This window comes from Achromobacter sp. PD1 (genome assembly GCF_048541815.1).
In the GTDB taxonomy this organism is placed as follows: Bacteria; Pseudomonadota; Gammaproteobacteria; order Burkholderiales; family Burkholderiaceae_B; genus Achromobacter; species Achromobacter bronchisepticus_A.
The window spans coordinates 1,762,809-1,787,442 of sequence record NZ_CP183349.1 but is presented as its reverse complement, the minus strand read 5'-3'; the positions used below and the strand labels follow the sequence as shown (position 1 = coordinate 1,787,442).

The 24,634-nt window shown below is 67.0% G+C and carries 20 protein-coding genes and 1 pseudogene; 12 read left to right on the top strand and 9 right to left on the bottom strand.

The window, feature by feature from the left end; all coding sequences use genetic code 11:
* The first annotated feature begins 1 nt into the window (after position 1).
* From ACM1PE_RS08385 to ACM1PE_RS08375, 3 genes are all read left to right on the top strand, one after another.
* The gene (locus ACM1PE_RS08385; protein ID WP_419342963.1) at positions 2-1,618 is read left to right on the top strand and encodes an AMP-binding protein; all 1,617 of its coding nucleotides are present in this window, start codon (positions 2-4) and stop codon (positions 1,616-1,618) included.
* A gap of 2 nt (positions 1,619-1,620) precedes the next feature.
* Positions 1,621-2,364 carry a GntR family transcriptional regulator gene (locus ACM1PE_RS08380; RefSeq protein ID WP_059380589.1) on the top strand — a complete coding sequence of 248 codons (744 nt, stop codon included), beginning with the start codon at positions 1,621-1,623 and terminating at the stop codon, positions 2,362-2,364.
* Positions 2,365-2,486: 122 nt separating this feature from the next.
* Positions 2,487-3,725 carry an ABC transporter substrate-binding protein gene (locus tag ACM1PE_RS08375; RefSeq protein ID WP_419342962.1) on the top strand — a complete coding sequence of 413 codons (1,239 nt, stop codon included), beginning with the start codon at positions 2,487-2,489 and terminating at the stop codon, positions 3,723-3,725.
* A 34-nt stretch (positions 3,726-3,759) separates the two neighbouring features.
* On the opposite strand, the gene ACM1PE_RS08370 is transcribed toward ACM1PE_RS08375, so the two are convergent.
* Both ACM1PE_RS08370 and ACM1PE_RS08365 read right to left on the bottom strand, forming a co-directional pair.
* The gene (locus ACM1PE_RS08370) at positions 3,760-5,022 is read right to left on the bottom strand and encodes a Zn-dependent hydrolase (RefSeq protein ID WP_419342961.1); all 1,263 of its coding nucleotides are present in this window, start codon (positions 5,020-5,022) and stop codon (positions 3,760-3,762) included.
* Positions 5,023-5,033: 11 nt separating this feature from the next.
* Positions 5,034-6,389, bottom strand: coding sequence for a dihydroorotase (locus tag ACM1PE_RS08365; protein ID WP_306632969.1), 1,356 nt, complete (start codon positions 6,387-6,389; stop codon positions 5,034-5,036).
* A 99-nt stretch (positions 6,390-6,488) separates the two neighbouring features.
* On the opposite strand from ACM1PE_RS08365, the gene ACM1PE_RS08360 reads away from it, so the two are divergent.
* Positions 6,489-7,379: a LysR family transcriptional regulator gene (locus ACM1PE_RS08360; RefSeq protein ID WP_419342960.1), complete on the top strand. Its 891-nt coding sequence runs from the start codon at positions 6,489-6,491 to the stop codon at positions 7,377-7,379.
* Positions 7,380-7,631: 252 nt separating this feature from the next.
* Entirely contained in the window at positions 7,632-8,948 is a 1,317-nt protein-coding gene (locus ACM1PE_RS08355; protein WP_410469187.1) for an MFS transporter, read from the top strand.
* Positions 8,949-9,008: 60 nt separating this feature from the next.
* Here ACM1PE_RS08355 and ACM1PE_RS08350 read toward each other — a convergent pair whose 3' ends face one another.
* From ACM1PE_RS08350 to ACM1PE_RS08335, 4 genes are all read right to left on the bottom strand, one after another.
* Positions 9,009-9,602, bottom strand: a complete 594-nt coding sequence (locus ACM1PE_RS08350) for a 2-hydroxychromene-2-carboxylate isomerase (protein WP_118933898.1) — start codon at positions 9,600-9,602, stop codon at positions 9,009-9,011.
* 11 nt (positions 9,603-9,613) lie between these two features.
* The gene (locus tag ACM1PE_RS08345) at positions 9,614-10,951 is read right to left on the bottom strand and encodes an MFS transporter (protein WP_419343822.1); all 1,338 of its coding nucleotides are present in this window, start codon (positions 10,949-10,951) and stop codon (positions 9,614-9,616) included.
* 44 nt (positions 10,952-10,995) lie between these two features.
* Positions 10,996-11,781 (bottom strand): aldolase, encoded by a 786-nt coding sequence (locus ACM1PE_RS08340; protein WP_059378493.1) that lies wholly within the window; start codon positions 11,779-11,781, stop codon positions 10,996-10,998.
* A 131-nt stretch (positions 11,782-11,912) separates the two neighbouring features.
* A complete protein-coding gene (locus tag ACM1PE_RS08335) occupies positions 11,913-12,788 on the bottom strand; it encodes a LysR family transcriptional regulator (protein WP_059378492.1) in 876 nt (291 codons plus the stop codon).
* A 148-nt stretch (positions 12,789-12,936) separates the two neighbouring features.
* On the opposite strand from ACM1PE_RS08335, the pseudogene ACM1PE_RS08330 reads away from it, so the two are divergent.
* Positions 12,937-13,378, top strand: a pseudogene (locus ACM1PE_RS08330) (NUDIX hydrolase).
* Between the two features lie 4 nt (positions 13,379-13,382).
* Here the strand turns inward: ACM1PE_RS08330 and gcvA are convergent.
* The gene (gcvA, locus tag ACM1PE_RS08325) at positions 13,383-14,279 is read right to left on the bottom strand and encodes a transcriptional regulator GcvA (protein WP_419342959.1); all 897 of its coding nucleotides are present in this window, start codon (positions 14,277-14,279) and stop codon (positions 13,383-13,385) included.
* Positions 14,280-14,403: 124 nt separating this feature from the next.
* Here gcvA and ACM1PE_RS08320 point away from each other — a divergent pair, with 124 nt between their 5' ends.
* The 4 genes from ACM1PE_RS08320 (at position 14,404) to ACM1PE_RS08305 (ending at position 19,422) form a co-directional block, all read left to right on the top strand.
* A complete protein-coding gene (locus ACM1PE_RS08320) occupies positions 14,404-15,828 on the top strand; it encodes an amidase (protein WP_419342958.1) in 1,425 nt (474 codons plus the stop codon).
* Positions 15,829-15,836: 8 nt separating this feature from the next.
* Positions 15,837-17,102 carry an MFS transporter gene (locus ACM1PE_RS08315; RefSeq protein ID WP_419342957.1) on the top strand — a complete coding sequence of 422 codons (1,266 nt, stop codon included), beginning with the start codon at positions 15,837-15,839 and terminating at the stop codon, positions 17,100-17,102.
* A 29-nt stretch (positions 17,103-17,131) separates the two neighbouring features.
* Entirely contained in the window at positions 17,132-17,941 is an 810-nt protein-coding gene (locus ACM1PE_RS08310) for an aminoglycoside phosphotransferase family protein (protein WP_059378484.1), read from the top strand.
* Between the two features lie 86 nt (positions 17,942-18,027).
* Positions 18,028-19,422 carry a GntP family permease gene (locus ACM1PE_RS08305; protein WP_059378482.1) on the top strand — a complete coding sequence of 465 codons (1,395 nt, stop codon included), beginning with the start codon at positions 18,028-18,030 and terminating at the stop codon, positions 19,420-19,422.
* Here ACM1PE_RS08305 and ACM1PE_RS08300 read toward each other — a convergent pair.
* Positions 19,401-20,312, bottom strand: coding sequence for a LysR family transcriptional regulator (locus ACM1PE_RS08300; protein WP_419342956.1), 912 nt, complete (start codon positions 20,310-20,312; stop codon positions 19,401-19,403). The genes ACM1PE_RS08305 and ACM1PE_RS08300 overlap by 22 nt on opposite strands.
* A 116-nt stretch (positions 20,313-20,428) precedes the next feature.
* Here ACM1PE_RS08300 and ACM1PE_RS08295 point away from each other — a divergent pair, with 116 nt between their 5' ends.
* Together ACM1PE_RS08295 and ACM1PE_RS08290 are read left to right on the top strand one after the other, a co-directional pair.
* The gene (locus tag ACM1PE_RS08295) at positions 20,429-21,172 is read left to right on the top strand and encodes an SDR family oxidoreductase (RefSeq protein ID WP_059378479.1); all 744 of its coding nucleotides are present in this window, start codon (positions 20,429-20,431) and stop codon (positions 21,170-21,172) included.
* A 346-nt stretch (positions 21,173-21,518) separates the two neighbouring features.
* Positions 21,519-22,403, top strand: coding sequence for a crotonase/enoyl-CoA hydratase family protein (locus ACM1PE_RS08290; protein WP_054459094.1), 885 nt, complete (start codon positions 21,519-21,521; stop codon positions 22,401-22,403).
* Between the two features lie 24 nt (positions 22,404-22,427).
* Here the strand turns inward: ACM1PE_RS08290 and pdeR are convergent, their stop codons facing one another.
* Positions 22,428-24,425, bottom strand: a complete 1,998-nt coding sequence (gene pdeR / locus ACM1PE_RS08285) for a cyclic di-GMP phosphodiesterase (RefSeq protein ID WP_059378477.1) — start codon at positions 24,423-24,425, stop codon at positions 22,428-22,430.
* Positions 24,426-24,634 lie beyond the last annotated feature (209 nt).

The window sequence follows — 24,634 nt, the reverse complement described above, 5'->3', positions numbered from 1 at the left end:
CATGAACATGCCGTACTCGACTTTCTCCGAACACCTGGACGCCTTGGCCGCGCACCAGCCCGATGCGCCGCTGCTGATCGACCAGGACCAGCCCATCGGCGCGGCGCAACTGCGGACGCACAGCCGCGCGCTGGCCGCCGGCCTTGCCCGCATCGGCGTGCGCCCGGGGCAGCGCGTGGCGGTCTGGCTGCCCAATTGCGCCGCCTGGGTGGAATCGTTCCTGGCCTGCGCGCACCTGGGCGCGCTGGTGCTGGCGGTCAACACGCGCTTCCGGGCGCTGGAGCTGGCCGACATCCTGGGACGCGGCAAGGCGGACTGGCTGGTGTTCTGGCCGGGGTTCAAGGGCATAGACTTCCAGGGCATCCTGGGCGAGGTCGCGCCGGAACATCTGGAGCGCCTGCAAGGCGTGATCGCGCTGACGAATGCCGACGAGACGCTGCCCGCCAGCTTTCATGGCAAGCCTGCCCACCGCTACCAGGACCTGCGGTCCTGCACAGACGCGGCGCCGCCGGCCCAGACCAATGCGGGCGTGCTGTGCTTCACCACGTCCGGCACCACGTCCAAGCCCAAGTTCGTGCTGCACGACCAGCGCACGCTGTTGAACCACGGCGCGACCGTGGCGCGGGCCTATGGCTATGACGACCGAAGCTGCGTGCTCGCCAGCGCGCCCTTCTGCGGCGCCTTCGGCTTCGCGACGCTGGCCGGCGGCCTGGCGCAAGGCGCGCCCGTGGTCTGCGCGCCGGTGTTCGACGCCGCCCAGTCCTCTGCCGCGGTGCGCCGCCACGCGGTGACGCACACCTACGCCAACAACGAGGCCCTGGTCGGCATGATGCGGGCGGGAGCCCAAGGCGACTTCGACTCGGTGCGGCTGTTCGGCTTCGCCAGCTTCACGCCGGCGCTGGACAACATGCTGGACCTGGCCCGCGAGGCCGGCGTGCCGCTGACCGGCCTGTACGGTTCCAGCGAGCTGGTGGCCCTGGTCGCCGGCCAGCCGCGCGATCCCGCCGAGGGCGACGTGTCCGCGCGCCACCAGCCGGGCGGCACGCTGATCTACCCCGAGGCGCGCGTGCGCGCCCGCGATCCCGCCACGGGCGAAATCCTGCCGCATGGCCAGTCCGGCGAACTCGAAATCCTCTCGCCCAGCCTGATGCAGGGCTATCTGGACAATCCCGAGGCCACCCGCGGCGCCTGCACGGATGACGGCTACTTCAAGACCGGCGATCTCGGCTACACGCTGAATCCGCGCCAGTTCGTGTTCCAGACCCGCATGGGCGATTCATTGCGCCTGTCCGGCTTCCTGGTCAATCCGGTGGAAATCGAACAGGTGGTCGAAACCCTGCAGGGCGTGCGCGCCTGCCAGGTGGTCGGCGCGACGCAAAAGGGCAAGACCGTGCCCTACGCCTTCGTGCTGCTGCAACCGGGCGCCGCGGCCGACCCGGCGGGCTGGACCGCCGCGTGCAAAGCCGCGATGGCGGGCTTCAAGACGCCGGCGGGCTTTACCGTGCTGGATGAATTCCCCTCGGTGGAAAGCGCCAACTCGGTCAAGATCCAGAAGCACCGGCTGCGCGAAATGGCCGATGCCATACTCGCGGCTCCGACCACGACGCCCTCCGCCTGAACATGCCCGACCCCAAGCTCTTCTCGCGCAGCCCGCAGCCGCTGTATCTGCAGGCGGCGGCGCTGTTTCGCAGCAATATCCAGAACCGCACGTGGCGGCCCGGCCAGCAGATTCCGCCGCTGGAAGCGCTGATGGAAACCTATGGCATTTCGCGGGCGACCATCCGCCAGGCATTCGGCCTGCTGGAAGACGATGGCCTGATCCGCCGCTCGCGCGGGTCGGGCACTTTCGTCAATGCCGAACTGCCTGAAACGCCCACCCTGCTGATCCCCAAGACCTGGGCCGAAACCGTGGAGCTGAGCAACCAGCTGGGTACGGTTTCACTGGTGGAGTCCAGCGCCGATTCGCCCCTGCCCGACACCCTGGGCATGCCTTGCGACGCCGACCGCGGCGGCAGCTTCCAGTACCTGCGGCGGGTGCACACCACTGATGGCGCCCCCTTCTGCTACAGCGAGGTCTTCCTGGACAGCGCGCTGTTCCGCAAGCACCGCGCCCAAATCCGCAAGAGCACCGTGGCGCCGGTGCTGGACCAGTTCTACGGCGCGCGCATCAGCGAAGCGCGCCAGGTGCTGAACGTGATCGAAGCCGGCCAGGAATCCGCCGAGTCCCTGCAGATTCCCGTGTCCTCGCCCGTGGCGGAAATACGCCGCTACGCCTGCATCGACGGCCGCGTGGTGTATTACGCGCGGCTGGAGTTCCCGTTCAGCAAGGTGCGGATGGAATTCGACCTGCTGTCCCATCGCTAGACCACATTCAAGACAAGGAGTCCCCCACCTCGACCCGCCAGCGTCAAGCCAGAACAGAGCGCCGCAGCAGATCCCCAAGCGCCAGCAGTATCCGAACAAGATCCGGCATAAAGGAGACAACCATGCAATGCCGTAGAACCCCCCGGATTTCCCTGAAGTTGCGCAGCACGCTAGCCCTGTTATCCGCCTTTGCCGCCGCGCCCAGCGCCATGGCGCAGGCAATCTCCGACGACATGGTCCGCCTGGGCCTGATCCTGGACATGAGCGGCGTGTATGCCGACGTCACGGGCAAGGGCAGCGCGACCGCCGCCGAAATGGCCATCGCCGACTTCGGCGGCACGGTGCTCGGCAAGAAGATCGACCTGATGGTGGTGGATCACCAGAACAAGGCCGACATCGCCGCCGCCAAGGCGCGCGAGTGGTACGACACCCAGAAGGTCGACGCCATCATGGACGTGGCCGGCTCCGCCCCCGCGCTGGCCGTGCTGGAAGTGGCCCGCGAGAAAAAGAAGATCGTGGTGTTCAGCGGGCCTGGCACCGAACGCATCACCAACGACCTGTGCTCGCCCTATTCCGTGCACTACACCTACGACACCTGGTCGCTGGCCAACACCACGGCGCGCGCCACGGTCGAGCAAGGCGGCAAGAGCTGGTACTTCCTGACGGCCGACTACGCTTTCGGCCACACCTTGCAGGCGTCCGCCACCGAAGTCGTCAAGGCCAACGGCGGCACCGTGCTGGGCGCGTCGCGCCACCCCCTGGGCTCCAGCGACTTCGCCTCGTACCTGCTGCAGGCCCAGGCCAGCCGCGCGCAGATCGTGGGCCTGGCCAACGCCGGCGGCGACACGGTCAACGCCATCAAGGCCGCCAGCGAATTCGGGCTGACCAAGGGTGGCCAGAAGATGGCCGGACTGCTGCTGTACATCAACGACATCCACGCCATCGGCCTGGACGCCGCCGCCGGGCTGACGCTGACCGAAGCCTTCTACTGGGACATGAACGACCAGACCCGGGCCTGGTCCCAGCGCTACTACGACAAGCTCAAGAAGATGCCCAACATGAGCCAGGCCGGCACATATTCATCGGTGATGCACTACCTGAAGGCGGTGCAGGCGGCCGGCACCGACGAACCCACGGCAGTGATGAAGCAGATGAAGTCCATGCCCATCAACGACTTCTTCGCCACCAACGGCCGCATCCGCGAGGACGGCCGCATGGTGCACGACATGTACCTGTTCGAAGTGAAGAAGCCGTCCGAGTCCAAGCGCCCCTGGGACTACTACAAGCTCGTGGCCACCCTGCCCGGCGATCAGGCCTTCATGCCGCTGTCGCGCTCGTCCTGCCCGTTGGTGAAGAAGTAGCGGTTTTGCGGGCGCCCGGCAGGCGCCCGCCTCGCTATGCCCGCAGCTTGCGGTCCAGTTCCAGCACCGACTGGTACAGCACGCGGGTGCCGTCCAGCAGCTGCGCGGGTTCGATCCACTCTTCCGGGCAATGGCTGCGGCCGTTCAGGCAAGGGATGAAGATCATGCCGATGGGGCCGGTGGGCGCCATGTAGACCGCGTCGTGGCCCGCGCCGCTGGGCAGGCGCATGGAGGCGTAGCCCAGCTGGTCGGCGGCGGCCTGCACCGCGTCCATCACCAGCGGCGTGCAGTCGGTGGGCCGCGCGCGGCTCAGCTGGGTGAAGCTTGCGGACAGGCGCAGCGCGGTCAGGTCCGTGGCCACGCCGGCCATCAGAGTCTCGGGGAAGGCGTCCAGCACGGCGTCGCTGTCGCTGCGCATTTCCAGCGTCAGTTCGACGCGGCCCGGCACCGCGTTGGCGGCGTTGGGCGTCATGGACAGGCGGCCCACGGTGGCGACCACGTAATGCGGATTGCCGCTGGCGGCGCTGGCCTGGCGGTGGGCGGCATCGATGATGCGGGCCGCGCCCACCAGGGCGTCGCGGCGGATGTCCATGGGCGTGGTGCCGGCATGGTCCGGCTGGCCTTCCACCGTGATCAGCACGCGACGGATGCCGACGATGTTGGTGACCACGCCGATGGGCAGGCCGCGGCTTTCCAGCACCGGGCCTTGTTCGATATGCAGTTCCACGAACGCCGCGGTGCCGTCCGGGCCGCGCAATGACGCGCCCAGCGCCGACGGGTCGCCGCCGATGCGGGCAATGCCGGCCGCGAGCGTCTCGCCCTCGGGGTTGCGGGCCGCCAGCATGTCGGGCGTCAACTGACCGCAGAGCGCGCGGCTGCCGACACAGGAAATGCCGTAGTCGCTGGGCTCCTCGGACAGGAAGTCGATGACCTCGAACGGGTGTTCCAGTTGCACGCCCTGTTCGCGCAAGGTGTGGGCCACTTCGATGCCGGCCAGCACGCCGATGATGCCGTCGAAACGGCCCCCGGCCATCACGGTGTCGCAGTGCGAGCCGGTGGCGATGGGCTTGCGCGCCGGGTCGCGCCCGGCCAGCGTGCCTATCAGGTTGCCGCCCGCGTCCAGGCGGGTCGTGAGGCCCGCGGCCTCGAACTCGCTGCGCAGCCAGGCGCGGGCTTCGTCGAACAGCGGCGAGAACGCGCGGCGGGTCCAGGGGACCTCGGGCAGGGTGTAGCGGGAAAGGGTTTCGACGCGGGCCCAGAGGCGTTCGGCGTTCAGGGGGGGAAACTGCACAGACATAGCCGTTTCCCTCAGGCCTGGCGCGGACGCAGGAAGCGGCCGTCGCCCTTCTGGTTGACGATGCCCTTGCCGTCATAGACTTGCTGGCCGCGGCACCAGGTGCCCGCGACGCGCACGGTGAACTCGCGGCCTTCGAACGAACTCCACTGCACCGCCGACAGACTGGTGGACGGATCAAAGGCATAACGTTCCGGCTTGAGGATGACGATGTCGGCGTCCTTGCCCACCTCCAACGAGCCCTTGCGGTCATCCAACAGGAAGTGCTGCGCGGGGTTGCGGCTCAGTTGGCGCACCACCATGGACGGCGCGATGCCGTGCTCTTCGCAGCCGGTCCAGAAAGCGGGCAACAGCGTTTCCAGGCCGGGGCCGCCGGACGAGTTCTTGAATACGTTCGGATTCTGCTTGCGCTCCAGGCCCCAACTGACATGGTCCGACGACACGAAGGTGCATTCATCCTTGGCGATATGGGTCCAGAGCAGATCGACCTCGGCCTTGGGACGGATCGGCGGATAGTGCTTGGTTTTCGCGCCGAAGCGGCGGGTGTGCTCTTCATGGTTCAGCATCAGGTACTGCACGCAGGTTTCAATGCTGGCGCGATGGCCATTGCGGCGGTACATGTTGCAGATCTCGAAACCGCGGGAAGTCGATACGTGTACCGCATGGGCGCGCGCGCCGGTTTCGGCGCCGATTTCATAGATCAGCGCCGTCGCCAGGTTCTCGATCAGCGGCGTATGCGCCCGCATGAACGCGTCCCAGCCGGTATCGTCGGCCTCGACCAGCCGCGCGATGTTCTTGCGAGTCAGTTCCTGCATCTGGTTGTGCACGCCGCAAACCAGTCCGGACGGAGCAATCAGGCGGAAGGCTTCATACAGGTCGTCTTCTTCGATGCGGGGAAAGCGGCCCGGGGTGGCTTCGAAGGTCGAAAACTTGAAGGCGCATACGCCGCCTTCGATGAGACCCGCCGCAGCCGCCAGGCCGTGCTGGGTGTTCAGGGTGCCGAACAGCGCCACGTCCACATGGCAATCGCGCTCCACCTCGGCGATCTTGGCGTCCAGCTGCGGACGCGAAGCCACGGGTTCCGGATCGTCGTAGGGCATGTCCACCATGACCGTCACCCCGCCGGCGGCGGCCGCACGCGACGCCCAGCCCAGTCCTTCCTGGTTCAGCTGGCTGCCGGAGTGCACCTGGCCGTCGACCACGCCGGGCACGATCCACTGGCCCCGCGCATCCACGCTGTCGCGGCCCGCGGGGGCCTGGCCAGCGCCGCGCGCCGCGATCCTGCCGTCTCTCACCGCCAGCCAGCCATCCATCACCACGCCATCCGGGTCGACGATATTGCCGCGCACCACCAAATCGAAATCGCTCATGACCGCTTCCATCCTGTGTTGAGTGCAGGCAGTGTAGGAGCGGCCATCCAAAACGTCTTATGCTTATATGTGCGTGAGAATTAACATCAGGTTAATCATATGAAATTGAATCTACGGCAGATCGAGATCTTCCGGGCGATCATGCTCAGCGGTTCCATCAGTGGCGCCTCCAAGCTGCTTTTCGTGTCCCAGCCCGCGGTCAGCCGGCTGATCGCCTATACGGAGCAGCGCCTGGGCCTGATGCTGTTCCAGCGCATCAAGGGCCGGCTCTACCCCACGCCTGAGGCCCACCGCCTGTTCGTGGAAGTCACGGCGCTATACCAGAACGTGCAGCGCGTGAACGAGGTCGCCGACAATCTCGCCGAAAACCGCGAGGGGCAACTGCGGCTGTCCTGCAGCCCCAGCCTGGGCCAGTCCTTGCTGCCCCGCGCGATCGCGCTGTTCCGCAAGCGTTATCCCCAGATGCGCATCGTGCTGCAAACTCAGATACCGGCAACACTGCAACAGGCCTTGCTGACGCAGCAGATCGAATTGGGCGTGGCTTATATGCCGGTGGAACACCCGAGCCTGGCCTCTCAACCTCTCTACGAAAACAAGATCGTCGCGGTCCTGCCCAAGGGACATCCGCTGGCGGCGCAAGGCCAGGTAGAGGTGCCCGATCTGGTCAACGAACCCCTGATCGGCTACAGCGCCGACATCCCTTTTGGCATGCTGATCAACCGGCTATTCGGCAACGAGGACTCGCGGCCCGAGCCGCTCATCGAGGTGCAGCAGGCCCATGTCGCCTGCGCCCTGGTGCAGGCGGGCGCAGGCGTGGCGCTGGTGGACGAAATCACGGTGGCTGGCCCTACCTGGTCGAACGTGGTGGCGGTGCCCATCCGGGGCACCGTCAACGCGCCAGTGAACGTCTTCTACTTGCAGTTGCAGCCCCTGTCGCGCCCCGCGCTGGCTTTCATCAACGTGCTGCACGAGTTGGAGCGGCACAACTAGGTTCTCCTGGTCCGCTCAAGCCTCCTGGGGTTATCCCTTATCCTGACCTGAACCGTCCCCCACGCCCCGCTATGGCGTGGGCGAATGATTAATGTGATGTTATGGACCAGGAACAAAAGGTAATACGACATTATCGGCATTGATTTCTATGATGCGCTCGTCTGTTCCGGGGAACTGGTCATCTATGCGCCAGGACGCCCCCCGAACGCTCACGATCTGAACTGGGAAACAATGAAGGACATATCGATGAACCTGGGAGCCGAGGCCGTGCCGACCCGCAACGCGACCCAATCCGCGCAGCATCACAGCGGACGCAAGGCAGTCATTGCCGCTTCGGCAGGCAATGCGCTCGAATGGTATGACTTCACCGTCTATGCCCTGTTCGCGGTCTACATCGGGCAGAACTTTTTTCAGAACGCCAACCCGACCGTGCAATTGATGACGTCGTTCCTGGCCTTCGGTCTGGGCTTTGTGGTCCGTCCGCTGGGCGCGCTGGTGCTTGGCTCCTATGGCGACCGGGCCGGCCGCAAGGCGACCCTGACGCTAACCATCATGCTGATGGCCCTGGGCACGCTGCTGATCGCTGCCGCGCCTCCCTATGCCGCCATCGGCGTGGGCGCCCCGCTCCTGATCGTCTGCGGCCGAGTGTTGCAAGGCTTCTCGGCCGGCGGCGAAGTCGGCGGCGCCACGGCCTTCCTGGTGGAGCACGCCCCCGCAGGCAAACGCGGCCAGTACGCTTCCTGGCTGCAGGCAAGCATGGGCATCTCCAATTTGCTGGGCGCGCTCGTGGCAACCCTGGTCACCACCCTGCTTACCGAAGAACAGGTTGGTGAATGGGGCTGGCGCATACCCTTCATCCTGGGCCTGGCCATCGCGCCGGTGGGCTTGTGGATGCGCGCGGCGCTGGACGAAACGCCGCACTTCCGCGAGGAACAGGAACGCCAGGCCCGCCAGAATGCCCGCGTCAAGGCGCCCCTGTTGGCCGTCATCCGTGACTATCCCAAGGAACTGCTGACCGGCCTCTGCATGTCAGTGCTCTGGGCAGTCGGCCCCTATGCCCTCATCATTTTCATGCCGATCTACGTACAGAAATCGATGGGGTTCACGAGTTCGGAAGCCTTCCTGGCGGCGCTGGTGGGCAATCTGTTCTTGACTGGAGGCTGTGTGTTCTCCGGCACCCTGTCGGACCGCTACGGACGCCGCAACATGCTGCGCGCCGCCGCCGCAGTGCTGATGGTCGCCGTCTATCCCCTGATGATGTGGCTGCAGGCATCGCACACGCAGATGACGCTGATCGTGGTGCAGTCATTGTTCTGTCTGATGGTGGCTATGTATGTCGGCGTGGCGCCCGCCGCGCTGTCCGAGGTCTTTCCCACCGCGGTACGTTCCTCGGGCATGTCCCTGACGTACAACACGGCGGTAACCGTGCTGGGAGGCTTCGCTCCGGCCATCCTGACCTGGATCACTTACACCACGGGCGTGGCCTTTGCCCCGGCGCTGTATGTCATGGCCGCCAGTCTCGTCGCGCTGCTAGCCCTGACCGTGCTGCCGCAGGGCAAGCATATCTGACATCGCCCTGGCGGGCCGTCGAGCAAGAAGTTCACAACGGCCCGCCAACTCCTGCTTTATTCAGGCCGCCACGGCCTCCTCCAGCATCTCCAACCGGTCCTGGCCCCAGAACACCTCGCCCCGGTACACATACGAAGGCGATCCGAACACCCCGGCCGCGACCGCGTCGTTGGTGTTGCGGCGGTAGACGGCCTCGATGCCGGGCTCGTCCGCCGCGGTCAGCAATGCCGGGGCGTCCAGCCCCTGCTGCCGCAGGATGGCGCGCAGGGTGGCCTCGTCGGAGATGTCCTGCTCGTCGCACCACTCCGCTTTCAGGATGGCCTTGTACAGCGCCGCCACCGGCAGGCCGGCGTGGTCGGCCGCGATCACGATGCGCGAAGCCAGGCTGGCATCCGGGCACATGTAGGCCGGCTGCGGATTGACGTGGATGTCCAGCTTGCGGCACCAGCGCGCCAGCTCCGTCACGCGGTAAGCCTGGCGCTCGGGCGCGCGCAGGCCCAGCAGGATGCCGCCGGTGCGGGCATAGACCTCGGGCAGGTCCACCGGCAGATAGCGGATCCGCGCCTGCTGCCGGGCCGCCAGCGCCTCCAGCCTGTCGGCGCCGAGGTAGGCCCAGTCGGAGTTCATCCAGAAGTAGTAGTCGATGGTCTTCATGGCGTCCTCAATCATGGCGTTCTCAGGTTGGCGCGGGCAGGCACCCGCAGGGCCGCAACCGCAGGCGCCTCGCTGCGCATCAGCCAGGCGCTGAACAAGGCGATCACACCGAGAATGCTCAAGTACCACACCACGTACTGCGGATCGCCCCCGCCCTTGGCCAGCAGCCAGGTCGCCACGATGGGCGCCAGGCCGCCGCCGATGGCGCCGGACACCTGCACCGCCAGCGAAATGCCGGTGTAGCGCACCTCGGCCGGAAACTGGCTGGAGAACAAGGTGCCTTCCGGCCCGTAGAGGCAAGCGTAGACCAGGCCGACCGCCAGGCAAACCGCCAGGATGATCCACCCCGTGTCCCGCGTGCCCAGCAGATGGAAGAACACCGGCGCGCAGGCCAGGATGCCCAGGGTGCCGACCATGAATACCCACTTGTGGCCGATCTTGTCGCCCAGCATGCCGAACAGCGGCATGGTGAACAGCGCCACGGCCGCGCCCCAGATCGTGGCATCCAGCATCACCGAGCGCGCGATGCCCACGGTGCCCGTGGCGTAGGCCAGCGAGAAGGTCACCACGGTGTAGAACCAGGTCACCTCCGCCAGCCTGGCGCCCACCACCACCAGCAGCGCGCGGCGGTGGTGCTTCAGGACTTCCGCCACCGGCACCTCGACCTTGGCGCCCTTCTCCTTCATCTGCTCGAAGTCGGGCGACTCGGCCACCTTGACCCGGATGAACCAGCCCACCAGCAGCAAGACCACGCTGGCCAGGAACGGCAGGCGCCAGCCCCAGGCCAGCATGTCGGCCTCGGGCAGGCTGGCCACCGCCCCCATCGCCAGCGACGACAGGATCAGGCCCGGCGCCACGCCGGCCTGCGGCAGGCTGCCGAAAAAGCCCTTCTTGCCGTCCGGCGCGTGCTCCACCGCCATCAGCACCGCCCCGCCCCACTCGCCGCCGACGGCGATGCCTTGCAGGAAGCGCATCAGCACCAGCAGCACTGCGGCCCAGTAGCCGATCTGCTCATACGAAGGGATCAACCCGATCAGGATGGTGGGCACGCCCATCAGCAACAGGGTGATGAGCAGCATGGATTTGCGGCCGATCTTGTCGCCGTAATGGCCGAAGATCACGCCGCCCAGCGGCCGCGCGAAAAAGCCCACGGAATAGGTGGCGAACGCCGCCAGCGTGCCCGTCAACGGGTCGAAGGACGGAAAGAAGATTTTGTTGAAGATCAGCGCGGCAGCGGTGCCGTAGAGAAAAAAGTCGTACCACTCGATGGTGGTGCCCATCATGCTGGCCAGTCCGGCCGTCACGTAATCGCGGCGCGAGCGCGCAGCCGCAGGCTTGGTCGTCATCATCATGACTCCCCGAAAAAAGTGCTGGAAGAATGGAGCTGCGCGTATCAGGCGGCGGGCAGCGGCAAGGGCGCAATGCCATGCGTCTGCCGAGCCCAGTAATTGAACGTCGCGTTGACGATCGAGGGCTTGAGCAGATAGTCGTGCGCTTCGCGCGCCAGCGCGTCATCGACCGGCGTCAGCGGACCGAACGCCTGCGCGCGGATCTGCATGCGCGCCGCGCGCTCCAGGTAGACCGACAGGTAGGTCGCCTCTTCGCACGAAACGCCGGCCGTCAGGTAGCCGTGATGCGCCAGGATGATGGCGCGCTTTTTACCCAGCGCGCCGGAGATGATCACCCCTTCCTGGTCCGCGATCGGCACGCCCGGCCATTCGCCCAGGAAGGCGCAGTCGTCGTGCAGCGGCGTCATGTCCATCTGCGAGATCACCAGCGGCTGGCGCGCCGCGGCCAGCGCCGAGGCCCAGGGCGAATGCGTGTGGATGATGGACTGCACGTCGGGCCGCGCCTCGTACACCCACAGATGAAAACGCGTGGCCGGGTTGGCCATGCCTTCCCCCGTCAGCGTGTGCAGGTCGCGGTCGACTTCGATGAAATCGGCCGGCGTGGCTTCGTCAAAGCCCAGCCCGAAGCGCAAGGTCCAGTAGGCGCCCGGACGCTGCGAGCGCACGCTGATCTGGCCGGCCAGCCCGGCTTCCTGCTCGGTCATGGCCAGGATGCGACAGGCATAGGCCATGGTTTCCTGGATGCTGCGCGGCACGGCGCGCAGATGCTGCGCCATTTCCTGCGTGGCGCGGGAGTCGAAATAGGATTTCTCTCTTAATGCGGTGCTCATGCCTTCCCCTGTGTAATACCCGCGTCATCGGCGCCACCGGACGCCGCGCGAGGTATGCACAGTATGGAAAGCCAGCCGCGATACAGCCATGCAGCCAGGGTCATAGCTGCTATTCGAGCCTGCCGGCTCCGCTACTGCAGCGCGATGCGGTGGGCGACGGCCAGCAGTTCGCTCACCAGCGGCAGAGGCTGGCGGTTGGCCAAGGTGATGGCGACCACGCGGCGCCGCAAGATGGGGCTCTGGACCCGGACCTTGCGCAGGCCGTATTCGGTCAGCAGCTTGTCGGGGATGCGGGACGGCAGGATACAGGCGCCCACGCCCGAGGACACCAGCTTGAGCATGGCGTCTATGGTTTCGGCCTCGGCCACGAACTCCGGCTCCAGTCCCGCGCTATGGATCATCTTGCGCAGCGCGTAGTGCGGCGGAAAGCCCACCAGCCGCAGGTCCATGCCGGCCAGGTCGACGTCGTCCGGCAGTTCCACGTCGCCGCGCACGATCAGGCACATGTCGTCGTCGAACAGCGTGGCCGACGCCAGGTTGTCCGAGGCGACCGCCGCGTCGTAGACAAAGCCCACGTCCGCCTTGCCGCTTTCCACCAGCGCCACCACCTCGGGCGAACTGCGGCCCATCACGGACAGGTTCACGTGTTCATGGCTGCTGACGAAACTGGCCACCACCTCGGCCATGAAGTAGTAGCTGAGCGTATGCACGGTAGCCAGCCGGACTGTGCCCTGCGTCACGCCTTCGCGCTGGCGCACGGCCTCCAGCACCCGGTCGATGTTCTTGTACGCGGGCTGGATGCCGTCGAACAGCCGCGCGCCCGCCTCGGTCAGCTCGACTCCGCGGCCGGTGCGCACGAACAGCGGCTTGCCCACGTGGGCTTCCAACGCCGCCAGTTGCCGGCTCAGCCCGGACTGGGTCTGGTCCAGGTCTTCCGCCGCGCGCGATAGCGATTTGAGTTCCGCGATGCGCAAGAAATAGCGCAACTGCCGGTCCGGTGTATCCATGCTGCCCTCCCGCCCCCTTTTCGATGCGCTCATGCGGCGCGGCTGACAGTGTGCACCAGGGGCCGGTCCGGCACCACGGTGATTTGCGCTAAGCCCGGCTTGGCGTACCCTGGCATACTCGGCCCCCACCTGCGCAAAGGAACCCCGCATGACCGCGCCCCCGCCCCAACGTCCCATCGCCGCCACCATCGCCGCAGTCGTGCGCGACGGCCGCGTGCTGCTGGTGCAACGCGCCAACCCGCCCGACCAGGGCCGCTGGGCCTTTCCCGGCGGCAAGATCGATGCGGGCGAAGGCGTGCTTGCCGCCGCCGCGCGTGAACTGCTGGAGGAAACCGGCGTGCGCGCGCTACCGCTGCAGGTATTCGACGCGGTGGACGTCTACGACCGCGACGACGCGGGCGCGCTGCGTCGCCACTTCATCCTGATCGCGGTGCTGTGCCGCTGGCAATCCGGCGAGCCGGTGGCGGGCGACGACGCCGCCGACGCCCGCTGGGTGCCGCAGGAAGCATTGGAAGATCATTCGCTCGCGACCCTTCGGCGTGGCCGAACTGGCGCGCAAGGCCGCGACGCTGTCGTCCGCCGCGCCGTAGCGCTTCAGGCAGGCGCCCCCAGGCCGCTTTCCAGCAGCCAATCGCGAAACACCCGCGCCTTCTCCGGCATGGCGCCCCTGCCCGGCCACACAAGGTAGTAGCCGAACTCATCCAGCCAGGCGTCGCCGGCCAGCCGGACCAGGCGTCCGGCCGCCACGTCGTCCTGCACCATCGCCACGGGCAGCAGGCCCGCCCCCTGGCCCGCGGCCACGGCCTGCAGCAACAGGCTGCCATCATCGAAAGCGGGGCCTCTAGGCATGCCCGCGTCCTCCACGCCCTGGGCCGCGAACCACAGTTGCCAGCCGTTGCGCGCTTCGTCGTGCACGCGCGGCCAGCGCAGCAGATCCCGCACACCGGCCGGCATGCCCAGCTTGGTTACCAAAGCAGCCGATGCCACCGGCACCACTTCCACGGTCAGCAGGTGTTCGCTTTGCAGTCCCGCATAGCGGCCCAGTCCGTGGCGGATGGCGATGTCTGCGCCGTCCCGGCCGAAAGCCGCCAACGCGTTGCTGGTGACGAGCTGCAGATCGATCTCCGGATGGCGGGCTTGGAACTCGTGCAGCCGGGGGATCAGCCAGGCCGACGCGAAGAACGCGGTGGTGCTGACGGTGAGCACGCGGCTTTCGGGCGGTTGGGCAACGCGGGCGGACGCGGCCAGGATCTGGCGGAAGGCGTTGCGCACCGGCGGCAGGAAACCGTGACCGGCGTCCGTCAGCTGGATGCCGCGGTTCACGCGCAGGAACAGGGCCACGCCCAGATGCTGCTCCAGCGACTTGATCATCTGGCTGACCGCCCCGGGCGTCACGCACAGTTCCTGCGCCGCGTCCTTCACCGACAGATGGCGGGCGGCAGCTTCGAAGGCGCGCAGCGCGTTGAGCGGAGGCAGTCGCGGAGTGGTCATGTCCGAAAAATTTAATAATTTAGTTTTTCTAATTCAAATCGAATAGAAATCATGGTTTGTACCCACGCCATACAGACATTAACTTGATCGGGTCTGTGACATGTACAAGATGGATAAAGAATAGATGAACTATACGGAAGACATCAAGGCCGCCGACCTGCACCACCTCGACCTGCTGGCGCTCGCCGCCCTGATCCGGTCGGGCGAGGTCTCGCCGGTGGAGATCACGCGCGCGCAACTACGGCGCATCGAAGCGCTGGACGGCGATCTGCGCAGTTATGCCCATGTAACCGCGGCCTCCGCGCTGCAGGAAGCGCAGGCCGCCGAAAACGAAATACGCCAGGGGCGCTACCGCGGCCCCCTGCATGGCGTCCCCCTCGCGCTGAAGGACCTGTTCCGGCGCAAGGGCGTGCCGACGGCTGCCGGCACCGCGATTCACCGCGACGTGCCCGCCGACCATGACGCCACGGTAGTCCGCCGCCTGCGCGACGCGGGCGCCGTGCTGCTGGGGCAACTTCAAATGACCGAAGGCGCGTACTCCGACCATCACCCCGACGTCGCGCCGCCGCGCAATCCCTGGCACGCGGATTACTGGATCGGCATCTCATCCAGCGGATCGGCGGTGGCGACGGCCGCCGGCCTGTGCTTCGGCGCGACCGCCTCGGACACCGGCGGTTCCATCCGCTGGCCTTGCGCGGCCGCGGGGCTGACCGGCATCAAGCCGACCTGGGGCCGCGTCAGCCGCCACGGCGTGTTCGAACTGGCGGCCTCGCTGGATCACGCCGGCGTCATCGCGCGCAGCGCGGCCGACGCCGCGGCGCTGCTGGAAGCGATAGCCGGCCCCGATGCGAAGGATCCGACCGCGCTGCAAGCGCCCGTGCCGCGCTACACCCTGGAGGCCGCCGTTCCGGTCGCCGGCCTGCGGATCGGCGTGGATGTGAACTGGAACCACGGCAACGTCGATGCGCGGACTCAGCGCATGATGGAAACGGCAATGCGGGTCTTCGAACAGCTGGGCGCGGCCCTGGTGCCGCTGCAGTTCCCCATCGAGGACGCGGCGCAGGCCGTGCGCGACTGGGCCCCGCTCTGCGCGGTCGAAGCAGCGGTTGCGCACGCCGGCACCTATCCATCCCGCAAGGCGGAGTACGGACCGGTGCTGGCCGGCGTGATCGAAGCGGGAAGCGCGCTCTCCGGCCTCGAATACCAGCGCATCCTGTTGCGCCGCATGGCCACGCGAGGCAAGGTCGATGCCTTGCTCGGCCGGGTCGATGCGCTGCTGACGCCGGTGCAGCCCATGGCGCCGCTCACGCTCGAAGCCATCAGCGTCCTGGGACTGCAGCCCGGACTGGTCGAAGCGCTGCAACGCTACACCTGCGTGTTCGACATGACGGGTCATCCCTGCCTGACGCTGCCCGCCGGGCAGTGCGAAGCCGGCATGCCCATGGGCATGCAACTGGTGGCGGCCCATCTGGACGAATCCGTGCTGTTCCGGCTGGGCGCCGCGTTCCAGGCGGCGACAAGCTGGCATCTGCGCCGGCCGGCGCTGTGAGGCCGACGATGAACCTGCATGCGCAACACGGCGCCAGCGCGATCTTCCATGGCTGGCGGGTGGTGGCCGCGGCCTTCGCCATCACCTTGCTGGGCTTTGGCAGCGCCTATTCCTTCAGCGCCTTCGTCGACGCCTTGCAACGCGACTTCTCGGCCACGCGCGGCGCAGTGTCGCTGGTGTTCTCGCTGGCGGGATTCCTCTACTTCGGTTTTGGCGTCGTCAGCGGTCCGCTGGCGGACCGCTACGGCTCGCGCCGCATGGCCTGGATAGGCATGCTGCTGGTGGCGCTGGGCCTGGCGCTTGCCAGCGCCGCGCAGAGCATGATGCAGATCTACCTGGCCTACGGCTTGGGCGTCGGGCTGGGGGTGGGCTGCGCCTACGTGCCGGTGGTAGGCGCGGTGCAGCGCTGGTTCCTGCGCCGGCGCGCGCTGGCCTCGGGGCTGGCGGTCAGCGGCATCGGCGTGGGCACGCTGCTGGTGCCGCCGCTCGCCTCTGCCTTGATCGACCTGTGGGGCTGGCGCGCCGCCTATCTGGCGCTGGCCGCCGCCGTGGCGGTGCTGGGCTGCGCCGCGGCGCGCTGGGTTGAAAATTCGCCGCAAGACCGGGGACTGCAGCCCGATGGCGACGCCGCGCCCCCCGTCCGCGCGGCGCCTGCATCCGCGCCTGCCGGCGTGCCGGTGCTCGCCGCCATCCGCAGCAGGGTCTTCCTGCTGCTGTACCTGGCGGCCATGGCCGGCGCCTTCGGCGTCTTCGTGCCCTTCGTGCATCTCATCCCCTATGCCCTGGATCACGGCATCGCGCCGGGACGGGCCGTGCTGCTGCTGGGCATGGTCGGCGTGGGCAGCACGGCGGGCCGGTTCCTGCTGGGTTCGCTGGCCGACCGGCTGGGCCGGCGCGCCTCGCTCGCCACGATGTATGGCGGCATGGCGGCGTCGCTGGCGCTATGGGGTGCTTGCGGCCAGTTCTGGACGCTGGCGCTGTTCGCGCTGGTGTTCGGCGCGTTCTACGGCGGCTGGGTGGCCTTGATGCTGGCGGTGGTCATGGATTACTTCGGCGGCCGCCACGTCAGCGGCATCATCGGCGCGCTCTACACCAGCGTGGCGTTCGGCACGCTGATCGGCCCGGTGGCGGCGGGCCATGCGTACGACCTCAGCGGCTCCTATCTGCTGCCCATCGTCGCCAGCGCGGCAGGCAATGCGCTGGCGGCGGCGATTACGGCATTGCTGCCGCGGCAACGCGCGACGCAGGCCATGCCGCGCCGGGTTCTACTATAGAGGTCCGTCCCAGCACTCCCTGCAAGCCCATGTTCGACACCTACCTTTCCCGCTGGCAACTGACCCCCGACGGCGCTCCCATCATCACGCGCGCCGCCCAATTGCTGCCCGTGCGCCATCGCGGCCAAGCCGCCATGCTCAAGGTCTCGCACGAGGAAGACGAGAAGCAAGGCGGCGTGCTGATGCGCTGGTGGGACGGCCAGGGCGCCGCGCGCGTGCTGGCGCACGACGACGCAGCCATCCTGCTGGAGCGGGCCACCGGCACGCGCTCGCTGGCCGACTACGCCCGCAATGGGCGCGACGACGAGGCCACCCGCATCATCTGCGGCGTGCTGCAGGATCTGCACGCGCCGCGCGCCCGGCCGCTGCCCGCGCTGCGTCCGCTGGAAGAATGGTTCGAGGAACTGTGGCCCATGGCGCAGGCGCAAGGCGGCATCCTGGCGCACAGCGCGCGCCACGCCCGCGCCCTGCTCGACAGTCCGCGCGACCCGACAGTGCTGCACGGCGACGTGCACCACGACAACATCCTGGACTTCGGCGAGCGCGGCTGGCTGGTCATCGACCCCAAGCGCCTGCACGGCGAGCGCGCCTTCGACTACGCCAACATCTTCTGCAACCCGGACCTGGCGGATCCGATCCCGCCCGTCGCCATCGTGCCAGGACGCTTCGAGCGGCGGCTGGAACTTGTCGTGGCGCAATCCGGCCTGGAGCGCCGCCGGCTGCTGCAATGGATCCTGGCCTGGTGCGGCCTGTCCGCCGCGTGGTTCATGGGTGGAGGCGAGGACGCCGCGATCGACCTGGATATCGCCCGCCAGGCGCAGGCGCTGCTGGATCGCTGAATCCCGGCCGTTGCAAACAAGGTATCCGGTTTGATGCGGTAAGGTGTAGCCCCACACCCCTTATCTCTTCATTCCCGGAGTACCGAATGACCGGATTGTTCATCGTGGTGGCGGCGCTGGCGTTCCTGATGCTGGCGGCGTATCGAGGCTATAGCGTGATCCTGTGCGCGCCCATTGCGGCCATGGGCGCGGTGCTGCTGACCGACCCGTCGGCGCTGGCGCCCGTGTTCTCGGGCATCTTCATGGAGCGCATGGCGGGCTTCGCCAAGCTCTACTTCCCCGTGTTCTTGCTGGGCGCCGTGTTCGGCAAGCTGATCGAGCTGTCGGGCTTCTCGCGCGCCATCGTGCAGGCGGTGCTGCGCCTGATCGGCGCCGAACGCGCCATCATGGCCATCGTGCTGGTCTGCGCGGTGCTGACCTACGGCGGCGTGTCGCTGTTCGTGGTGGTGTTCGCGGTCTATCCGTTCGCGGCCGAGATGTTCCGCCAGGGCGGCATCCCGAAGCGGCTGATGCCGGGCGCGATCGCCCTGGGCGCGTTCACCTTCACCATGACCGCCCTGCCCGGCACGCCGCAGATCCAGAACATCATCCCCACCACCTTCTTCGAAACGACCACCTGGGCCGCGCCCTGGCTGGGCCTGATCGGCGCCTGCTTCACGCTGACCGCTGGCATCGCCTATCTGGAGTGGCGGCGCAAGCGCGCGGCGGCCGCCGGCGAGACCTACGGCACCGACCTGCGCAACGAACCGGTCACGCCGCCCAATGAACGCGAACACCATCCGCTGGTCGCCCTGCTGCCGCTGGTGGTGGTGGGCGTCGTCAACTACCTGCTGACGCGCTGGATACCGGGCTGGTATCCGGCCGGCTCCGAAGTCGCGCTGCCCGGCCTGCCCAAGCCCATGCCCGTCAATGCCGAAGACCAGGTGGCGCTGTGGGCGGTGATGGGCGCGCTGATCGCAGGCATCGTCACCATCCTGCTGTTCTCGTTCCGCGGCATCAAGGCGCACTTCGCCGAAGGCAGCAAGAACGCAGTGTCGGGCGCGTTGCTGGCGTCGATGAACACGGCGGCGGAATACGGCTTTGGCGGCGTCATTGCCGCCCTGCCCGGCTTCCTGCTGGTGGCCGACGCGCTCAAGGCCATCCCCGACCCGCTGGTGGGCGAGGCAGTGGCCGTGACCTCGCTGGCCGGCATCACAGGTTCGGCCTCGGGCGGCATGAGCATCGCGCTGGCGGCCATGGCGCAGACCTTCATCGACAGCGCCCACGCGGCGGGCATCCCCATGGAGGTGCTGCACCGCATCGCCGCCATGGCCAGCGGCGGCATGGACACGCTGCCGCACAACGGCGCGGTCATCACGCTGCTGGCGGTCACGGGCCTGACGCACCGCCAGTCCTACGGCGACATCTTCGCCATCACGTTGATATCGACCGCTTCGGTCTTCCTGGCGATCGCGGTGTACTACCTGACCGGCATCGTCTGAGCCAGGCCGGCGGCGATGACCTCTGCCAGCCATTGCGTGAAGACGCGCACCCGCGCCGACACCTGGCGGTTCTGCGGATACAGCACCGACACGGGCATGGGCGCGGGCGGCGCGCCGGGCAGCACGATCCTCAGCTCGCCCGCCGCCAGCTCGCGCTCGACGCGGTAACGCGGCACCTGCACCAATCCCAGTCCGGCCAGCGCGGCGCTGGTGTAGAGCTCCGCGCCGGTCACGCTGACCACGGCCCTGGGGCGCACCTGCACGTTCTTGCCATCGACCGTGAAATCCAGCGGCAGGCTGCGCCCCGTGGCGCTGGACAGGTAGTCCACCGCCCGGTGGCCTTCCAGGTCTTCCAGCCGCCGCGGCTCGCCGTAGCGCGCCAGATAGGCGGGGCTGGCCACCGTGACTTGCGGCATCAGCGCGATCTGGCGTCCCACCAGCGAAGAATCCTGCAGCGTGCCGGTACGCAGCACGCAATCCACGCCTTCGCGCACCAGGTCCACCAGCCGGTCGTCCTCGCCCAGCTGCAGCACGATGTCCGGATAGCGTTCCAGGAAGGCCGGCAGTCCGGGCATGACGAAGAACCTGGCCAGCGTGCCCTGCGCGTTGACGCGCAGCAGGCCCTTGGGCGAGGTGTCCAGGAATGCGCCGTCGGCCTCTTCCAGATCCGCCAGGAGCCGCACGCAGCGCTGGTAGTGGGCCTCGCCGTCATGGGTCAGCCGCACCTGGCGCGTGGTGCGTTCAAGCAGCCGCGCCCCCAGGCGCGCTTCCATCCGCTTGACCAGGTTGGTGACCGTGGGGCGCGGAATCTGCAGGTCCTCGGCGGCCTTGGAAAAGCTGCGCCTTTCGGCGATGCGCACGAACACCAGCATTTCCTGGAACCGGTCCATCGTCACTCACCTATTATTAATGCAGATGAAATTATGTTAGCGAATATAGAGTAATTATCTTTCTTCTGGAATAGTTCAAGATACGCCTCACCCCCCAATCCAACCGGAGATACGACATGAACACCCAGGCCACGCAACGCATCGCGCTCGTCACCGGCGGATCGCGCGGCATAGGCGCCGCCATCGTCCGCCGCCTGGCGCGCGACGGCCACGCCGTCGCCATCAACTACGCCTCCAGCGCCGCCGAGGCCGAAACCCTGGCCGATGACATCCGCGCGGCGGGCGGCCGCGCCCTGGCCGTGCGCGCCGACGTGTCGCGGTCGGACCAGGTACGCGCCATGTTCGACCAGGTGGAAGCGGAGCTGGGGCGCATCGACGTGCTGGTCAACAGCGCCGGCATCCTGAAGATGGTGCCGCTGGCCGAAACCAGCGACGAGCTCTACGACCAGACCTTCGGCATCAACACCCGCGGCACCTTCAACACGCTGCGCGAAGCCGCCACGCGCCTGGCCGACGGCGGCAGCATCGTCAACGTGTCCAGCACCACCATCGCGCTCAACCTGCCGAACTACTCCGTCTACATCGCCAGCAAGGCGGCGGTGGAAAGCCTCACCCAGGTGTTCGCCAAGGAATTGCGCGGCCGCCGCATCACCGTCAACGCGGTGGCGCCCGGCCCCGTCGCCACCGACCTCTTCCTCAACGGCAAGAGCCCCGAGCTGATCGAGCACTATGCCAAGATGCCGCCGCTGGAGCGCCTGGGCCAGCCCGATGACATCGCCAACGTGGTGTCGTTCCTGGCGGGCCCCGAGGCGGGCTGGGTCAACGGCCAGATCCTGCGCGCCAACGGCGGCGTCGCCTGACCTGGCGCATTCCAGAACCGCAAAACGCAAGCCCGCGCGCGGCCGCCCGGCCGCGCCATCCCTCATCCCTACGCATGAGCGCGCCGACTTCGGCGCACGCGCGGCGCATCGCCCCGATAGCCGCGAAATTGCGTGTACCCCTCATCCGTTTTACCCATGCCCCCATCGCCTGATGGGTTGAGCGGCCGCGTCCGCTCATCGCGTTTCTCCGTTGATCACTCGGGCCTTTGACTTACGGACAAGTCTGGCCAGCTGGACGAGTTTTGCATGAGACGAGAGCCGGAAGGTCTGTATTAGGCTGATCCCGTAGTACTCCGACTCACCTTGATCAATTGGACGAAAGTAAATGAATCAACTCATTCATCCGGATTGCCACCCCTTCACCGCCGCCGGCAACCTGAAGCAGCTCTCGGCGTTCTACGAGGAGGGACGTCGGGTCATGTGGATGATGCTGCGCGCTCAACCGCGTCCGTGCTTCAACCATGAACTGATCGACGAGATCATGACCCTGGCGCGCGCCGCCAAGGACTCTGGCCTGCCGATCGACTTCTGGGTCACCGGCTCGCTCGTTCCTCAGATCTATAACGTGGGCGGCGATCTGAATTTCTTCGCGGAAGCCATACGCACCGGCAAGCGCGAAGCGCTGCGGGCGTACGCCCGGGCTTGCGTGGATTGCGTGCATGCCGCCACCCGCGGCTTCGACACTGGCGCGATCTCGCTGGCGATGATCGAAGGCACCGCCCTGGGCGGCGGCTTCGAGGCCGCGTTGGCGCACCACTTCGTGCTGGCGCAGAACACCGCCCGCATGGGCTTTCCTGAAATGGCGTTCAACCTCTTCCCTGGCATGGGCGGCTACTCGCTGGTGGCGCGGCGCTCGGGCATGAAGCTGGCCGAAGAACTGATAGGCACGGGCGAATCCCACACCGCCGAATGGTTCCATGGCCGCGGCCTGGTCGACGTGCTGTTCGAGCCGGGCGACGCCTACAAGGCCACGCGCACCTTCATCGACGTGATGCGGCCCAAGCTCAACGGCATGCGCGCCATGCTGCGCGCGCGCCAGCGCGTGCTGAGCCTGTCGCGCTCGGAGCTGATGGACATTACCGAAGATTGGGTCGAAGCCGCGTTCTCGATCGACCCGAAGGACCGCGCCTACATGGAGCGCCTGGTGATGGCGCAGAACCGCCGCAGTTCTTCCAGCGCGGAGTCCGCGCTGGAAGCCACCATGCATTGATGCGGTAACGCGCTGCCGGCTGCGTCAGGCAATGAGATGCAGCCGGCGGCGCTGAGCCAGCCAGGCGGTGAACTCCGCCGCCGGCATGGGCTTGGCGTACAGGTAGCCCTGTTTGGCGTCCACGCCCAGGGTGTCGACGAACACGGCTTCTTCGGTCGTTTCCACGCCCTCGGCGATCACCTTGAGCTCCAGCGTGCGCGCCACCGCGACGATGGCGCGCGCCAGCGCCTGCGACACCGGGTTCTCGTTGACGCCGCGCACGAAGCTGGCGTCCAGCTTGATCGCGTCCAACGGAATGCGGGCCAGCTGCGACAGCGAGGAGTAGCCGGTGCCGAAGTCGTCCAGATGGACCCGCGCGCCAAGTTGGCGGAACTGCTTGATCAGCTCGATGGCGGCGCCTTCGTCGTCGATCAGGCAGCTTTCGGTCAGTTCGATGTCCAGCAGGCAGGGATCCAGGCTGGCGTCGCCGATGGCGCGCATGAAGTCGCTGACCACGCCCTTGTCATTCAACTGCCGCGCCGACATATTGATGGCGATGCGGATGTTCAGGCCGTCGCGCTTCCAGGCCGCGGCCTGCCTGGCCGCTTCACGCATGACCCATACGCCCAGCGGCGAGATCAGGCCCGACTCCTCGGCGTACGGAATGAAGACGGCGGGGCCGACCATGCCGCGTTCCGGCGAACGCCAGCGCACCAGAGCTTCGACCCCGTCGACCTCGCCATTGCGGCCGGCCAGCTTGGGCTGGTAGTACAGCATCAGATGGTCTTCGGCCAGCGCCTTGCGCAGATTGGTGTCCAGCCAGACGTAGTCCGCGTTGCGGCGGTCCATCTCGGGCTGGAACACGCGGTAGGTATGGCGGCCCGCTTCCTTGGCCACATACATGGCGATGTCGGCGCTGCGCACCACGCTGTCCAGGTCGGCGCCGTGCTCCGGATACATGGCGATGCCGATGGAGCAACTGGTGTAGACCTCGATCAACCCCTGGCGGAAAGGCTCGCGCAGCCGTTCGATGATGCGCTGGGCGGTCGCCTCCAGCTCCCAGGTCTGCGCGGCCTCGTGCAGCACGATGAATTCGTCCCCGCCCAGCCGCGCCAGGGTCTGGCCTTCGGCGAGGCAGGACGAGATCGCGACCGCCACCGACTTCAACAGACGGTCGCCGAAGCCGTGGCCGTAGTGATCGTTGATGCGCTTGAAATTGTCCAGGTCCAGGAACAGCACGCCGCCCCGCCCGTCCTCGCCCGCCGCCAGCGCCGCCTTCAGCCGCGTCGTGATCGCGTGGCGGTTGGGCAGGTTGGTCAGCATGTCGGTATTGGCCAGCACCCGCAAGCGCTCCTGCGCCTGGCGTTCCTCGGTGATGTCGGTGCCCGAGCAGATCAGGTAGACGCGCTTTTCGCCGCTGCCGCTGGTGACGAACTTGTTGCGGAACAGGAAGAGGCGCGGCCCCTTGACCGTATTGATGAGGCGCTCGGCCTCGTAGGATTGCCCGCGCTTGTAGAACTCGGCGATATTGCGGCGCGAGGCGATCGCCTCTTCGCGCGTCATGAACATCTCGAACACGCTGCGGCCGATGATGTCCTGCTCGCGCTTGCCGGTGTATTCCTCGCTGAGCTTGTTGAAGCGCTGCACCCGGCCGTTCTGGTCGACGATGACGATGACCGAGTTGGCCTCGGACACCACGGTCTCGGCAAAGGACAGGCCTTCGACCAGATCCTTGGCCACGGATTCAGTGTCGGAATGGGCGGACGCGGTGCCGGCCCATTCGTTGGGATTGATCTTGCGGCCCACCAGGTGGAGCCTGAGCATGTCGCCGTACAGCGAGATGTCGATGCGCACGCTGGACGTGATGCCCGTCAGGCTGCGTATCGTCTCGGCTTGTTCCGGGCGCAATGCCATCGCGATATTGGCTGCGCCCTTGACTGCTGCAAGTTCGAACGCGTCGCTATCGGCGGACAGACGCCAATACGGACTATGCGTTCCGAAATGCGTGTACAGAATCGACTTTTCGTCCTGGTCGTCTGTCATTGTTATCCCCCTTCTGCCGTCCTGGGAAGGCCCGCAAACTACATTACGGCCTAGTCTATTCGGGGTCAACCACTGTATACAATCTCGCGAGAGCTTTATTGCGGTTTATTGCGTCCCTTTTGGCGGTTCATAGCGCAAAACTTTGCATGCACCCTTTTTTCAGTGCGTATTCCTCAGTTTGCGCGCAAGCCTTGTTGCGTCTTTCGCGA

Excerpts from the sequence above, each read along its gene's own strand:
- ACM1PE_RS08385 (WP_419342963.1), top strand. The coding sequence starts at position 2 with ATGAACATGCCGTACTCGACTTTCTCCGAACACCTGGACGCCTTGGCC.
- ACM1PE_RS08380 (WP_059380589.1), top strand. The coding sequence starts at position 1,621 with ATGCCCGACCCCAAGCTCTTCTCGCGCAGCCCGCAGCCGCTGTATCTG.
- ACM1PE_RS08375 (WP_419342962.1), top strand. The coding sequence starts at position 2,487 with ATGCAATGCCGTAGAACCCCCCGGATTTCCCTGAAGTTGCGCAGCACG.
- ACM1PE_RS08370 (WP_419342961.1), bottom strand. The coding sequence starts at position 5,022 with ATGTCTGTGCAGTTTCCCCCCCTGAACGCCGAACGCCTCTGGGCCCGC.
- ACM1PE_RS08365 (WP_306632969.1), bottom strand. The coding sequence starts at position 6,389 with ATGAGCGATTTCGATTTGGTGGTGCGCGGCAATATCGTCGACCCGGAT.
- ACM1PE_RS08360 (WP_419342960.1), top strand. The coding sequence starts at position 6,489 with ATGAAATTGAATCTACGGCAGATCGAGATCTTCCGGGCGATCATGCTC.
- ACM1PE_RS08350 (WP_118933898.1), bottom strand. The coding sequence starts at position 9,602 with ATGAAGACCATCGACTACTACTTCTGGATGAACTCCGACTGGGCCTAC.
- ACM1PE_RS08345 (WP_419343822.1), bottom strand. The coding sequence starts at position 10,951 with ATGATGACGACCAAGCCTGCGGCTGCGCGCTCGCGCCGCGATTACGTG.
- ACM1PE_RS08340 (WP_059378493.1), bottom strand. The coding sequence starts at position 11,781 with ATGAGCACCGCATTAAGAGAGAAATCCTATTTCGACTCCCGCGCCACG.
- ACM1PE_RS08335 (WP_059378492.1), bottom strand. The coding sequence starts at position 12,788 with ATGGATACACCGGACCGGCAGTTGCGCTATTTCTTGCGCATCGCGGAA.
- gcvA (WP_419342959.1), bottom strand. The coding sequence starts at position 14,279 with ATGACCACTCCGCGACTGCCTCCGCTCAACGCGCTGCGCGCCTTCGAA.
- ACM1PE_RS08320 (WP_419342958.1), top strand. The coding sequence starts at position 14,404 with ATGAACTATACGGAAGACATCAAGGCCGCCGACCTGCACCACCTCGAC.
- ACM1PE_RS08315 (WP_419342957.1), top strand. The coding sequence starts at position 15,837 with ATGAACCTGCATGCGCAACACGGCGCCAGCGCGATCTTCCATGGCTGG.
- ACM1PE_RS08310 (WP_059378484.1), top strand. The coding sequence starts at position 17,132 with ATGTTCGACACCTACCTTTCCCGCTGGCAACTGACCCCCGACGGCGCT.
- ACM1PE_RS08305 (WP_059378482.1), top strand. The coding sequence starts at position 18,028 with ATGACCGGATTGTTCATCGTGGTGGCGGCGCTGGCGTTCCTGATGCTG.
- ACM1PE_RS08300 (WP_419342956.1), bottom strand. The coding sequence starts at position 20,312 with ATGGACCGGTTCCAGGAAATGCTGGTGTTCGTGCGCATCGCCGAAAGG.
- ACM1PE_RS08295 (WP_059378479.1), top strand. The coding sequence starts at position 20,429 with ATGAACACCCAGGCCACGCAACGCATCGCGCTCGTCACCGGCGGATCG.
- ACM1PE_RS08290 (WP_054459094.1), top strand. The coding sequence starts at position 21,519 with ATGAATCAACTCATTCATCCGGATTGCCACCCCTTCACCGCCGCCGGC.
- pdeR (WP_059378477.1), bottom strand. The coding sequence starts at position 24,425 with ATGACAGACGACCAGGACGAAAAGTCGATTCTGTACACGCATTTCGGA.